Raw genomic sequence first — 13855 nt, 5'->3', positions numbered from 1 at the left:
GTTGTAATTTTTAAAAGGTTGCCTGCAGGCCAAGGATCAGTTGCAGTGTTGATGGATAATAACTCAGCGAAGTGTTTACACCCGGTGTAAGCCCATTAACCTGTACCAGGTCAGGGTCACCGCCGGTAAAACTTGTAAATGTGTGCAGGTTTCGGCCGGTTGCGTAAAGCCTTACGGATTTAATGTATTTGGTTTTAATCGGTTGGGTATAGCCTAATGCCACATTATCTATCTTCACAAACGATCCGTTCTCCAAAAAATAATCGGAGGCGATAGATGTTGTTGCCGGATTGGTCAGGCGCGAATATTTGCTTTTGCTGTCATAGGCCGATTTTAGCACATTGGCATCACTCTGGCTCGACGGTGTGCCAATGTAAAAGGCAGATGTATTGAAGATCTTATAACCGAACGTTCCTCGCAGGAAAACACTCAGATCAAAGCGTTTATACCTGAAAGTATTACCTATAGAGCCGTTAAACTTAGGTAACCCGTTTCCTACAAATTGTTTATCATCGTTAGATGCCTGGTTAGCCTGGACTATGGTACCGTCTTTTTTGTAAACCTGCAGGGCGCCGGATTCGTTTACCCCGGCCGAGCGTAAGGTATAAAATTCACCAATGCTATGGCCTTCCTGAATCCGCTGAATATTACCTGGTGAGCCCGGGGCCGGTAAACCGGCTACCTCCTGGAAAATGGCACCTTTATATATATTATTTGAGAAAGAAATAAACTTGTTACGGTTATAGGACAATGCCAGAGTCAGATTATAACTGAAGTCGGTATGCCGGATGATACTGCCGTTCAACGCAAGTTCAATTCCGTAGTTTTTCATTGTACCTACGTTGGTGTAAGTAGTTGATTGAGAATTTGGCGGTAAGGGTACGTTATATGATCCCAGTAAATCCTTATTTCGACGGATGTAATAATCAAGCGAGCCGCTGATGCGGTTATCAAGGATAGAAAAGTCGAGGCCTGCATTAAAATTGATCGATTTTTCCCAGCGCAGGTCCGGGTTTACATTGGATGACGGCCCATAAACCTGGTAAACCTGGCCATTGTACGGAAAATAACCTGCACCGCCATATAATAATAACGACAGGTAATTATCAAAGTCCTGGTTACCCGTAACGCCATAATCAGCCCTTAATTTCAGTTCGTTTATCCATGGAAGCGCACCTTTCATGAAGTTTTCTTCCGATACGCGCCATGCAGCAGAAGCTGCGGGGAAATTCCCCCATTTATTGTTAGTGCCAAATTTTGATGAACCTTCACGGCGCAAGCTGGCAGTTACAATATACCGGTTATTGAAATCATAATTTAAACGCCCGAAGAAAGAGATAAGTGTAGAACCGTTTTGCGTTGAACCAACAGCCGATTGACCCTGCCCGGCGGCACCGCCATTGTATAAACCCGAACCAAGGTTGTTCCATAAATAAGAATCAAACGGGAAATCATAGTTCTGTGCATGGAATTCTTTGTAGTTGTATAATGAATAAGAATAGCCGCCAAGCAGCTTGAAATGGTTAGGCCCCAGGTCAAGCGAATAATTGCCCGTCCATTCAATGTTTTTCTGGTCGTTTTCCTGTTGTTGCTGCGAAGCAAAATTGGTTTGGTTAGCTTTATTGGCGTGGATAATAGATGAAAGGGTAGAAGGCGTGAAATTCATATTTCTTGCCGAGCGGCTGATCTCTGACAGTGTTACCGTTGTGCTCAGGTTCCGGAGGATATTTACTTTTAATGAACCGTTGATGTCCATCTCTTTGATATCGGCCTCTGCTTTGATAAGGTTGGCATTTTCAACCGGGTTGTTGGAAAAGAAGCCGGTATTGATGTAATTGTATTTGCCGTCTTTATCATAGATAGGATATGTTGGATTAAGCGTGAGCGCGTTGTTGAAGTTGCCCTGGTCGGAATTGCGGGTATTCATATACCTCGGGGCGATACTTAATGTACCTACAAAAATGTTATCGTCGGTAGCATGGTTTACGGTAATCCTGGCACCATATTCTTTTTTATGCGCGCGCAGATCAACACCATCGGCGTTGCGGTAATCGGCCGATGCGAAGTAATTCGTTTTACCAGAACCGCCCGACAATTGAACGGTGTGTTTTTGAGCAAAAGCCGGCGAGTTGGTAACGTTATCCATCCAGTTGGTTTTAGCCCCATAATCCTGCCCCTGGCTGTTTTTTACACGATCGGCAATAAACTCGTCGGGCGTAAGGTTTTGCAGCCGGTTGGTAAGGTAGTCGAAACTGGCGTATCCCTCATAAAACATGCGCGATTGTGATGAACCCCTTTTGGTGGTAATGATAATAACGCCATTACTGCCGCGCGTTCCGTAAATTGCTGATGCAGCGCCACCTTTAAGCACATCAATGCTTTCAATGTCATTTTGGTTGATGTTATCTATATTACCGCCCGGTACACCGTTTATCACGTACAGCGGACCTAAGCCTGCATTGCGCGATGAAACCCCCCGAAGCTGCACGTTAGGAGAGGAGTTGGGGTCGCCGCTGGCTGTATTGGTAATGCTAAGTCCGGCTACCTTACCCTGTAACGACATTAAAGGGCTGTTTGATGCAACAGGGAGCAAGTCTTTAGATGAAACGTGTGTGATGGCGCTTGATACCTCGCGCTTGTCGAGCGTGCCGTAACCAACGCTCACAACAACAACTTCCTGAAGTGTATTGCTGGAGGCCGTTAGCACTACATTAAGCGTAGCTTCATTGGTTACCGGTACCTGGCGGGTTGTGTAGCCGATATATGAAAAAGAAATGGTTTTTGCAGATGCAGGTATGCTGAGGGTATATATGCCTTTAGCATTGGTAGTAGTGCCTACCGACATGCCGGTCACCACAACGCTTACACCTGGTAATGGCGAACCGTCGGCGGCGTCTGTTACGGTGCCGGACACTGTTCTGTTTTGAGCCAGTGCGGTACTTGTAAATATACAACAGAGCGCGAAGGCGCTTAGCCTGAGTAAAAGTTTTTTGTACATAAAAAGAAATTATAGATTGATTTTTAAAGGTTAATTAAGCCCGGGGATGATGCCGCCGGCAACGGCGGGATACAAGCCGCTAAGGCGGCATATGTGCTTTCGTCATGTTTTTCATTATAATAGATTTTAGGCGATAACCGGGTGGTATTTCGCTAATAGGTTTCATGTGCAAATAAGCCTGATAGGCGCTAAGACACAAGCCCTGGCGGGTAAGCCAAAGAAAAATCTAACTCAAAAAAAATGCAATGTTTTGTTTTGTAGTGCTTTACAAAAAATGCAGGTTGGAAAAATCCAGGTTATTGGTACTGTAACTAAGCTGTTGGAGGGGCCAACTGAATACTCATGATACGTTGTTCGAACTCATCTGCCGGTACAATTGCCTTTGAGCGGGTACGGAAACGGTAGGTATAAACTGTGCTCACAGTATATTCAAGAATTGCCGCAATCATTTCATTGCTGTTAATGCCTAAACGCATTAGTGCAAAGATCCTTAAATAAGAATTTAAGGTACCGGCTTTTTTTGGCTTTACACGGTCTTCCTCCCGAAGTAAGGCATTAAAGGCATCCGGAAAATCGGGAAATAGTTTAAGAAATACACTGTCAAATGTGCGGAACAATTGCCTGCGTTCTGAGGCTATGTCTATGCCGTCAACCATTCGCAAAACATCCTCAGGGGTGGCAGTTTTTATTTTCCGGTGAAGATTGTTCTTTAATTTATCGATTTTGAGGATAAAGCCAGACAATTCATTAAAGAAGAAACCGATATACTCTTCCTTAATACGACCTTCCTCCCAAAGCTGTTTATTGATTTTTTCAAGTGCCCTGTTGTTTTCTTTAATAATACGCTCTGCCCGGCGAACTTTCTTTAATTGAAAAAAAATGATAAAGCAAACTAAGCCCGTGATTATGGCAATAACAAATACGGATATCAGATAGATCAGGAAGCGCTCCCGCTGTTGTTGTTCCAATAAAACACGTTTTGCTGCAACCACCGGCAGGACACGTGCTACCTCATTTTGGTTAAGGCGTGAACCAAATCGATTTGCCTGTGCCGAGGCCTGTTGTAAAAAATAAAAAGCTTCTTCCAGGTTCCCTTGTTCAGAAAGGGCTGTCCCCAGCGATAACATGGCCTGGGCGCGGTAAGTTGAAGTGCGAATGTCATCGATGGCTGCTTTTGTCAGAAGCTGTATCTTTTCATCACCGTTACGATAACGGCTCAAACCGGTAACCACCATAGCTTCTTCATGAACAGACAGTTTCCTTTTCATTAATGCAAGGTAATACCCATAGGGATGGGATCCTTTGCCGGGTTTTTGCTGGGCTTGCAGTATCAGCCGTTCAAAGGTGCCGGGCGTTGTTAAATTAATGGCTGAGTCAAGATAACGATATTTCCTGTCGAGATCGTCCGGCGAGTAGAATACGTCCCGATTATATTTGGCCAGGTCTGAATAAGCCCACGAATAAAGAATATAATATTGTTTTCTTGAGTCGGAATTCAAAAGTTTGGGTGATGTTTCTCTTAAACAGTCGAAAGTCTCTTTGAACATACCCGACGCTATGAGTGTAGTACCAAGCCTGAGCCGGTTTTCGGCAAGCCGGGTGCTGTTTTTTGACTGCCTGCTCAGCCCAATCAGCCGTTGTGCATAAACAAAGGTCGAATCATACCGGTAATCTCTGAACGCCTCAAAAAGTCGTTGAGTGGCCTGATATCTTGCCTCCACATATCCTGCAGGCAACGATTTCAACAGCTTACGCAGTTGTTCAATTTGTTTTTCTTTCCGGTTGTCATACTTTGTCCTCCCGGCAATTTCCCGTTTAAGAACATTCAGCAAACTGTCTGTTTTTGTTATGGCAGGTGTTGTTACCGGGCATAATACAAGAGTGAAAATGAACAGTATCGATAAAAGCAGGTTCTTCATGGCGTCGCTTCCCTAAATGGCAGTGGCGCAAAATTAACGCAATCGGCAGTCTATTGCTACTGCCGTAAATATGTTGCGTAAAATTATTTGTGTATCTGTCCTGAGAAATTATGTCACACCTGGTGCAAAGGTTGCTGAGAACTGTAATCCCAAAACCTTCAGGGGACGTAAGGGCCGCGCACGATCAGCTTGTCACCCGAGTCATCTACTTCAAATAAATGTGGGGTACGGCGGTAGTGGCCGTTAATATCCTGGTGACTATGTACCGCCATTAACAACCTGCCCTGCAGTGTTTTAAAAATCATACCATGTCCGAAATCAGGTGGTGTGACCGGTTCTTTTTCCTGTATCCAGGGACCGTCCAATGTACCACTTGATGAGTAAGCAACCCCCTGTGTATAAACTGAATATACCCAACTCGTCCAGATCATGCCCAGACGCCCGGTTTGGGTACGGAAAAGGTATGGCCCGTCAGTCACTTTATTGGGGTGAATATTTCCGTTTTCGTCCTTTTCTCTGCTCCAGGGGGAGTCGCTGGCACGGAATAATACTTTTCCTGTCCCAACCGATCCGCTCAAGTCAGGTTTTAGTTCAATTTTTTCGATAGTGCCGTTCCAGTTTTGCAGCCATTCATAACAATATACCATGTAGGGTTTTCCGTTTTTGTCAATCCAAAAAGTTCCGTCGAGGGTTGGTTTATCAGCAGGCAGATAAGCCGCATCTTTCATCGGCACATAAGGCCCCTCCGGCTGATCGCTCACCAGGATATGAGATGCCCGGCGTTCTATAACATTGCCCCTTACAGTATCAATCTTGATATCGCGGTTAGTGAACGTAGCAAAGTAATAGTATTTACCCTTATACTCATGCAACTCGGCTGCCCAGATCATTGGATGAGGCCCCATCCATGATTGGGGATCGGTTTTGGCAACCGGGAAAGGCCCTTCCCACAATTTAAGGTCCTTGCTTTTCCAAAGCATACCACCGGTGCCGGTCATATAATACATCGCAGTTTTATGGTCGGCCAAGATAAAAGGATCGCTCAGCCTGATGGAGTCAAGGGGGACATTTTTTTTAAGGATATTTGGCCTTTCCTGTGCGGAGATGAAATGGGAAAGTATTAAAAAATATAAAAGGGCTAAAAGCTTTTTCATTTTAATATATATGTACGTGGATCCAACCGGTTTATGGCTCTTTAAATTGTCCGGATACGAATTACGGTACTTTTTAATTCAGCTATAGGGGGCAAAATAATATTTTGAAGGGGCTATAATCATTGCTACTAAATTACCGGCTGTCGTGTTTATTAATTTAACAATATAAATTTTCCTTATCATAAAAAGAAGATACGGTTCATATGTCTATAACTGTTTTTAAATTCTATTTTCGCAAAAAAATCTCTTAATGAAAGAACAATTGGCTGATTTAATTACTGCCCTAAAAGAGGGTACTGTGACGTTTAATGAAGTTATCGAATTTATAGCTAATTATTACGATCATCAACCTACGGCATTTAAAAATGGCAATATTTATAACGAAACTACGCAGAACCAGGGCAGTGCCAGGGTTTTCGCTTTTGCTCAGATCAATAACCTGAGTGAGCCGGATACGCTTTATTTATTTGCTGAGCACTATAGGGCCGTATTGGCAAATCCGGATAGTACAGATCATCAGAATATCCGCCAGTTTATGGCCTATGGCTGGCCGGGAATCACGTTTGAGGGGGAGGCCCTTGTGTTGAAGCCGGGGCAGGTCTGAACGGTAGCTTAAGATTCTGTTATCAACACGTTTAGCAACGATGCGCGTTACATCACCCAAGTAATTCGGATGTGTCCTGAATTTTAAAACCCGCATTTATTTGATATCTAATTAGCTGACCTTGTGTAGAATGTATTATTAATTGTATTCTAAACAATCATTTATTCATTTGCTTATTGATTAATTGAATAATAGATTGTTACTTTATGATTCCAATTATAATATTGCATTGTTCAACCATTTGGGTTCATCCGGTATAGGTGACGAAATATCAACTTCGTTGCACCAACGTCTGTCATTGGGCGATGAGCTCGCTTTTAAGCTATTCTTCCAAAAAAACCAACCCCGGCTTTTCGCCTATATTTATAAAGTTGTCAAGTCGCGCGAAATTGCAGAAGAGCTGGTGCTTGATATTTTTGTGAAGATCTGGTCGGCCAAAGAGGTGTTAAGTGAAGTAGAAAACGTTGATGCTTTTCTTTACCGGATGGCTGTAAATAAATCACTCGACTTTTTACGGACAGCGGCGCGCGAAAAAAGAATACAACAGCTCCTTAACCAACATATGCTGCATGAGCAGGCAACTGCAGCCTCAAATCACGATTTTAAAGAATATAACCAGCATGTTATACATTGCCTGCAAAAGCTTACTCAACAGCAGCAATTGATACTCAATTTAAGCCGGGAAGAAGGGCTTACCCATGAGCAGATTGCCGACAAACTAAATCTGTCAAAAAACACGGTAAAAAATCATATTGTTACCGCTTTGAAAAAAATGCGCGAATTTATAAAGCATGGTCAGCTATCTATTTTGCTCACAATCTCTCTTTTTTTTATTTTTTTTCAGATCTGATTAGTCCTCTCTTCTTATTTTATCGTCATGTATATGAATTGGTTTTAACCAGCCAAGCGTAGCATGTCAACAGCCTCGGTTTTTCGCATAAAATACTTATTTCAAAAATACCTGGACGCCTCATGTACAGCAGAAGAGTTTGCCGAACTTTTTGAACTGATGGCCAAAGAGGATAACCTGGCAGAAATTGAAGGTTTATTGGAAAAACTATGGGCAGATACCGAAGTTAAACCTGGTGCTGACGCAGAAGGCGACCACCAGGAGGTTTTATACAATAAGCTGCTTGAGATTGTAAAAAAGGAAAAAAACGTTTACTCATTTCAAAAAAGAAGCTCCAAAACAATTATCCGTTCGGTTGCCGCTACCATTGCATTGTTAATATGCGCGGGCTTGTATTTTTTAAACACCCGGCCCAAACCAATACCCCTGCAGGCGCGGGTGGCTATGCCTAAACCAGTCCGTCATGTGCAGGAGATCAGGCTGGCCGACGGAAGCGTCGTTACATTAAATAAAAACAGTCATTTAGATTACCCGGCAAAGTTTATCGGGAAAACCCGGGAAGTGTATTTAACCGGCGAAGCCTATTTCGATGTCAGACATGATCCGCTTCACCCTTTCCTGGTACATACTGGGCAAATTACAACCCGCGTGTTAGGTACAGCATTTAATATTAAATCAACAGGCAGTTTGATTGAGGTAACGGTAACACGCGGAAAAGTTAAAGTATCTGCTCCTAAAAAAACCTTAGGCATTGTATTGCCCAATCATCAGATAAGCTATAACGAAATCAATAATCAATCTTCAATAAATATATTGAATGCCAAAACCACAATACTTTGGAAAGAGACCGACCTGGTAATGGACCATATGACCCTGAAAGAAGCCGCTGCCGTTTTAACAGAAAGGTATGGTATAAAAGTTATCCTTGATAACGAAAAGATTGGGAGCTGCCGTTTTAGCGCAACCTTCTTAAATACTACCGGGATGGAACAGGTTGTCAAAGTATTATCGCACCTGAATAATTTGAGCTATAAATGGAATGGAGCGGGTGAAGTTATACTATCAGGTTCCGGCTGTGAATAATAACCAATTTTTTACCTCTTAATCAAAAACCTATGAAACAATGATACTTTAAACCTCCAGATTAAAAAAGCCCCGTTGCTTACGACTTCTCACATCTTTCGGCGACAGGGCAAGTATTTAACCAATTATTATTAACCGATTAAAACCAATGCAAGTTATGAAAAAAACTCTTGCGTTTAAGCAGTGGCGCACATTATCCGGTGCCTCTGCACGCCAATTATTAAAAACATTCCGAAAAGTTATGCGATTCAGTTTTATTATCCTGTTGGTATTACTGGTCTCCGGCCAATTGCTCTTAGCTTCATCAAGCAAAGGGCAATCGCTCGATAAGATCAACGTCAAGCTGGAAGTGGGTAACGAAACACTAAAATCGGTAATCAAAAAAATTGAAAAGCAAACCAATTTACGGTTTGCTTACAAAGACAATGTGCTGTCACCCAACTCCCGTGTTACTCTTTCTTCGCGGGATAAATCGGTGAAAGATATCCTGGACGAGCTTTTTGCCAACCGGGGAATTGGCTACAGCCAGATAGACAATAATATTATTTTGTTTAATAACACAACTGCAGGGCCTGCAGCGAGCAACAACAATGGTCAAATTGAAACAATAACCATAAATGGCAAAGTAACCGACGAAAAAGGCGAACCACTGCCTGGTGTATCAGTAAAGATAAAGGACACTGATATAGGTGTTGCAACTAATGTTTCAGGAGATTTTACCATTACAGTTCCCAACGCCAATACTGTATTGGTATTTACTTTTTTAGGGTTCAGGCCATTAGAACAGAATGTTAACGGCAAAACATTTTTAAAGGTGGCTTTAGTGCCCTTAAGCAAATCGCTCGAAGAGGTTATTATTGTGGGTTATGGTGCAGTAAAAAAAAGGGACCTTACCGGTTCAGTTGTTTCTGTTAAGGGCGATGAGATCACCAAAGTTGCGGCATCAAACCCCATGGAGGCACTGCAGGGAAAGGTTTCGGGTGTAGATATTGTACGCACAAGCGGTGCCGCAGGTGCAAATGTAAGCGTAACCGTTCGTGGTAACCGGTCACTATCTGCAGGTAATGGCCCGCTTTATATAGTCGACGGGATCCAGTACAGCAATTATGAAGATATCAATCAAAACGATATCGCATCAATGGAGTTTTTGAAGGATGCTTCATCTACAGCTATTTATGGTTCGCGCGGAGCAAACGGCGTAATTATTATTACAACAAAAAGAGGCAGCAGCGGGCAACCTAAAGTAGCAGCAGGTTCATATTATGGAATTTCGGACGTTGCAGGCTATCCGGTACCCATGACAGGGCCGCAATATGCAAACCTGAAACGCGAAAGCTTCAGAACTATCGGAACATGGAATTCTCCGGCCGACGATCCGAAAGTTTTTACCAGTGCCGGTGACCTGGCTGCAGTTCAAAGCGGTCTGTCATATTACTGGCCGGGGTTTCTATTACATAAAGGCTCCCAACAGGACTATAATGCCAGTGTTTCCGGTGGAAGCGAAAAAACAAAAGCTTATTTTTCTTTTGACTATTTCAAGGAAAAAGGATTGTATGCTAATGATTATTCAAACAGGTATACACTGCGTTTAAATATAGATCACCAGTTATTCAAAGCTTTTAAAGTCGGGCTGCAAAGTCAGCTTGCTTATTATGATCAAAACCTTCGTAATGATGGCGTATTATCCGTAGCTAACAAAATTATTCCCTATTTTAATCCGTACAATGCTGATGGCAGTATAGCTAAATTTCCGGGTAACGGTAACCAGGCTAATCCTCTTTTTGATGATGATGCATCCCAGTTTGTAAATAAAAACAGAATTACGCATTTGCTTTCAACCGCCTATGCAGAATGGAAGCCAATAAGCAGCTTAACCATCCGGTCAAATTTAGGTATCACCCTGTCCGGTTCACGAAACGGGCATTTTGAAAGCGCCAATACTATAAACAGGGCCTTATCTTCCGGGTCATTAGCATCGGTAACCAATTCAAATGAAACTAATTTGCTTTGGGAAAATATTATCACCTGGCAAAAAAGAATAGCGAAGCATAGCATGGTTGTAACGGGTGTTACCAGTTATCAATCAAATGTTATGGACCAATCCTCGGCACAAGGTACCGGGCAATTAATACCCGACCAATCCTTCTATGCGCTGCAAAACAATCCGGCTAACTTAAAAATATCAAGCAATTACGTTGGGCAACATTTAACTTCAGGTGCATTACGTTTAAATTATGCATTTAAAGACAGGTACTTACTAACCCTCACCGGGCGTGCAGATGGTTCATCTGTATTGTCATCAGGGAATAAGTGGGCATTCTTCCCGTCGGCAGCGGCAGCCTGGCGTGTGGTTGATGAGGGATTTATGAAAACTCAAAGCGTGTTTTCTGAATTGAAATTACGTTTAAGTTACGGGGTTGCCGGCAATGCTGCAGTAAGCGCATACCAAACCCAAAGCAAGGCGGCGCTAATTCCATTTTCATGGAACGATATAACGGCATTAGCGTATGGCCTTGATCCCAATATCGGGAACCCTCAATTAAAGTGGGAGTTAACAGGAACCTTAAATGCCGGTATTGATTTCGGAATTTATAAAGACAGGGTTTCGGGCACTATAGATTATTATGATTCGCATACTAGGGATTTGTTGTTGCCACAGCAATTACCGGCATCAACAGGGGCATTGAGAACACTGGCCAATGTTGGCAAAAGTCGTAATACAGGTATTGAGATTGCGTTGAAAACCATTAACATCCAATCAGAAAACTTTACATGGACATCTAATATCACCTATACACGCAATAAGGAGCGCATAACGTATTTACCAAATGGCGTGAATGACCTTGCCAATGGCTGGTTTATAGGCTACCCGGTTGTATCTTTTTACGATTATCAAAAAACAGGGATCTGGCAAACATCCGAAGCTGCCCAGGCAGCAACCTATGGGTACAAACCGGGTGATATTAAAGTAGCTGATATCGATAATGACGGCAAATTTACAACAACATTTGACCGTAAAATACTTGGCTCAGCTGTTCCAAGGTATAGCTTTGGCTTTAGCAATGATTTTAAATATAAAGGCTTCGATTTGAATGTGCAGGTATTTGGGCGCATCGGGCAGATGTTCGTATCTCAATATGCATTAAAGTATGAGCCTAACGCAATTGAAAATGGTGCCAATGTAGACTATTGGACACCTGAAAACCCAACAAACGCTTACCCAAGGCCAAGTGCCAATATCACAAAGGCATCCGAGCCATTTGCTTCAACATTGGGCTACAAAGATGGTTCGTATGTTAAAATAAGGAACGCCACGCTCGGGTTTACTTTCCCGGCAAGTGTAACCAAACCCATTCATGTATCTAATTTAAGGGTATATGTGAGTGCAAAAAACTTTGCGACATTCTCAAAGATAAAGGATTATGATCCTGAGGGAGGTGGTTCGTTTGACAGGCCCCTTACTAAATTGTTCCTGGCCGGTGTAAACCTTTCCTTTTAACAAATACTAATATCTTAAAAAATATATTATGAAAAATTTACTAAAAAGTTGGGCGCTGTTGCTTATAGCCATTGCCACTTTATTTAGTGCCTGCAACAAAAAGCTTGAAGAATATAATCCCAGTAATTTAACCGCCACAACTGTTTATACCAAAGCAGTGGGTTTTGAAACATTGGTTAATGCAGCCTATACTTATACCCGGTTTTGGTATGGTAAAGAGGAGGGTTACCTGGCCTCCGAAATGGGGACAGATATCTGGACAAGCGGTACCGGCGATCCGTACCCTATGTTTACCCAATATATCAATTTACAAGGTACTGCAGATCCGCTGCCGCTTTTGTGGAACAATTTGTATGCCGGCGTAAACTTATGCAATACGGGCATAGCTCAGATTGCTGCTGTTACAGATTATACGGCAACCCAAAAGCTGAACCGCGAGGCCGAACTGCGTTTTTTAAGAGCATTTTATTACTGGCATATTGTTGAAACCTGGGGCGGTGTAAACTTTACCACCCAGCCAACCGCAGGTGCCAATACAGAAGCCAATAAAACGCCTGTAGAGACTTTTTACAAGCAGATATTTGAGGACCTCACATTTGCAGTAGCTAATCTGACCCCTGCCACCACCGATTATGGACGGGCAACAGTGCCGGTAGCTAAAGCCTTTTTAGCACGGATGTATTTAACCCGCGGTATGAATGCCGAAGCATTTAACATGGCAGATGATGTAATTAAAAACTACGGCTATGTATTGCAGCCTAAATATTCTGATCTGTGGAACATGGGGAACCTGAAAAACAAGGAAGTAATTTGGGCAATTGATTATTCAACCAACCTGGCCAATAATGACCTTACCTCGGCAACATATCCAAACGGTCATTATCGCGGCTCAAACAACGGGCACTTACTGTACCTGATGGTTTATGACCAGGTAAATTCAAGCCTCCTTATCAGGGATATTCCAAACGGAAGGCCATTTAACAGGTATATGCCTACTTTGGCTTATTTAAATATGTTCGATCAGCAAAATGATTCGCGTTATGCCGGTTCCTTCCAGAGTGTTTGGTATGCCAATAAAGCCGGCACCTATAATGGCAATGCTGTTAAAGTTGGTGATACGGTTTGCTACACCCCCAATGCAACAATACCTGCAGCGTCGCAAAGCAATAAATACGTTACATATGACCTGGCCAAGGTATATGCATCAAATGGGGTGCCCATTCAGCGTAAGTTTTATGTTTCTTTATCAAAATTTAAAGATTCAACACGCGCAAGCGTAGCTGAGGCCCAAAGTGCCCGCGATGTTTTTGTGATCAGACTGGCGGAGATGTACCTGATTGCTGCCGAGGCAAAATTAAACCTGGGCGATGCAGGGACTGCGGCAACTTATATTAACGTACTCCGAACAAGAGCAGCAAAAACAGGTCGCACGGCAGAAATGCAGATCACCCCTGCACAGGTTACGCTCGATTTTATTTTGGACGAAAGAGCACGTGAGTTAGGAGGCGAACAACTACGGTGGTTTGACTTAAAGCGGACGGGCAAATTGGCAAGCCGGATCCAGGCCATGAATCCGGATGCTGCTGCTAATTTCAAGCCCTATGAACTGGTACGGCCGATACCACAGGGACAAATTGATGCTGTAACCAACAAAGATGTGTTTAAACAAAATCCGGGTTATAATTAATTAAAAACGGTATAAAAGGGATCTGATAATAGATCCCTTTTTATAATTTTCTCTCCTGCTA

At 42.8% G+C, this 13855-nt stretch carries 8 protein-coding genes; 5 read left to right on the top strand and 3 right to left on the bottom strand.

Features of this window, described 5'->3' with window-relative positions; all coding sequences use genetic code 11:
* Window positions 1-10 precede the first annotated feature (10 nt).
* The 3 genes from SNE26_RS09745 to SNE26_RS09735 all read right to left on the bottom strand — a co-directional run bounded on the left by SNE26_RS09745 (window position 11) and on the right by SNE26_RS09735 (window position 6071).
* Window positions 11-2998 carry a SusC/RagA family TonB-linked outer membrane protein gene (locus tag SNE26_RS09745; RefSeq protein WP_321559169.1) on the bottom strand — a complete coding sequence of 996 codons (2988 nt, stop codon included), beginning with the start codon at window positions 2996-2998 and terminating at the stop codon, window positions 11-13.
* A gap of 311 nt (window positions 2999-3309) precedes the next feature.
* Window positions 3310-4917 (bottom strand): DUF6377 domain-containing protein, encoded by a 1608-nt coding sequence (locus SNE26_RS09740; RefSeq protein ID WP_321559168.1) that lies wholly within the window; start codon window positions 4915-4917, stop codon window positions 3310-3312.
* A 158-nt stretch (window positions 4918-5075) separates the two neighbouring features.
* Window positions 5076-6071, bottom strand: coding sequence for a glycoside hydrolase family 43 protein (locus SNE26_RS09735; RefSeq protein WP_321559167.1), 996 nt, complete (start codon window positions 6069-6071; stop codon window positions 5076-5078).
* Between the two features lie 250 nt (window positions 6072-6321).
* On the opposite strand from SNE26_RS09735, the gene SNE26_RS09730 reads away from it, so the two are divergent.
* The 5 genes from SNE26_RS09730 to SNE26_RS09710 all read left to right on the top strand — a co-directional run bounded on the left by SNE26_RS09730 (window position 6322) and on the right by SNE26_RS09710 (window position 13794).
* Window positions 6322-6675, top strand: a complete 354-nt coding sequence (locus SNE26_RS09730) for a HopJ type III effector protein (RefSeq protein WP_321559166.1) — start codon at window positions 6322-6324, stop codon at window positions 6673-6675.
* Window positions 6676-6904: 229 nt separating this feature from the next.
* Window positions 6905-7525: an RNA polymerase sigma-70 factor gene (locus SNE26_RS09725; RefSeq protein WP_321559165.1), complete on the top strand. Its 621-nt coding sequence runs from the start codon at window positions 6905-6907 to the stop codon at window positions 7523-7525.
* A 63-nt stretch (window positions 7526-7588) separates the two neighbouring features.
* Window positions 7589-8608: a FecR domain-containing protein gene (locus SNE26_RS09720; protein WP_321559164.1), complete on the top strand. Its 1020-nt coding sequence runs from the start codon at window positions 7589-7591 to the stop codon at window positions 8606-8608.
* A gap of 157 nt (window positions 8609-8765) precedes the next feature.
* Window positions 8766-12107 (top strand): SusC/RagA family TonB-linked outer membrane protein, encoded by a 3342-nt coding sequence (locus SNE26_RS09715; protein WP_321559163.1) that lies wholly within the window; start codon window positions 8766-8768, stop codon window positions 12105-12107.
* A gap of 28 nt (window positions 12108-12135) precedes the next feature.
* Complete coding sequence (locus SNE26_RS09710; RefSeq protein ID WP_321559162.1) at window positions 12136-13794, top strand: RagB/SusD family nutrient uptake outer membrane protein; 1659 nt, start codon at window positions 12136-12138, stop codon at window positions 13792-13794.
* The last annotated feature ends 61 nt before the right edge of the window (window positions 13795-13855 follow it).

This window comes from Mucilaginibacter sp. cycad4 (assembly GCF_034263275.1).
Classification (GTDB): Bacteria; Bacteroidota; Bacteroidia; order Sphingobacteriales; family Sphingobacteriaceae; genus Mucilaginibacter.
The sequence above is the reverse complement of the archived record's forward strand: the minus strand, read 5'-3'. Positions and strand labels throughout refer to the sequence as shown.

Bases quoted from the DNA above. Each gene is read 5' to 3' on its own strand.
- SNE26_RS09745 (WP_321559169.1), bottom strand. From the start codon at position 2,998: ATGTACAAAAAACTTTTACTCAGGCTAAGCGCCTTCGCGCTCTGTTGT.
- SNE26_RS09740 (WP_321559168.1), bottom strand. From the start codon at position 4,917: ATGAAGAACCTGCTTTTATCGATACTGTTCATTTTCACTCTTGTATTA.
- SNE26_RS09735 (WP_321559167.1), bottom strand. From the start codon at position 6,071: ATGAAAAAGCTTTTAGCCCTTTTATATTTTTTAATACTTTCCCATTTC.
- SNE26_RS09730 (WP_321559166.1), top strand. From the start codon at position 6,322: ATGAAAGAACAATTGGCTGATTTAATTACTGCCCTAAAAGAGGGTACT.
- SNE26_RS09720 (WP_321559164.1), top strand. From the start codon at position 7,589: ATGTCAACAGCCTCGGTTTTTCGCATAAAATACTTATTTCAAAAATAC.
- SNE26_RS09715 (WP_321559163.1), top strand. From the start codon at position 8,766: ATGAAAAAAACTCTTGCGTTTAAGCAGTGGCGCACATTATCCGGTGCC.
- SNE26_RS09710 (WP_321559162.1), top strand. From the start codon at position 12,136: ATGAAAAATTTACTAAAAAGTTGGGCGCTGTTGCTTATAGCCATTGCC.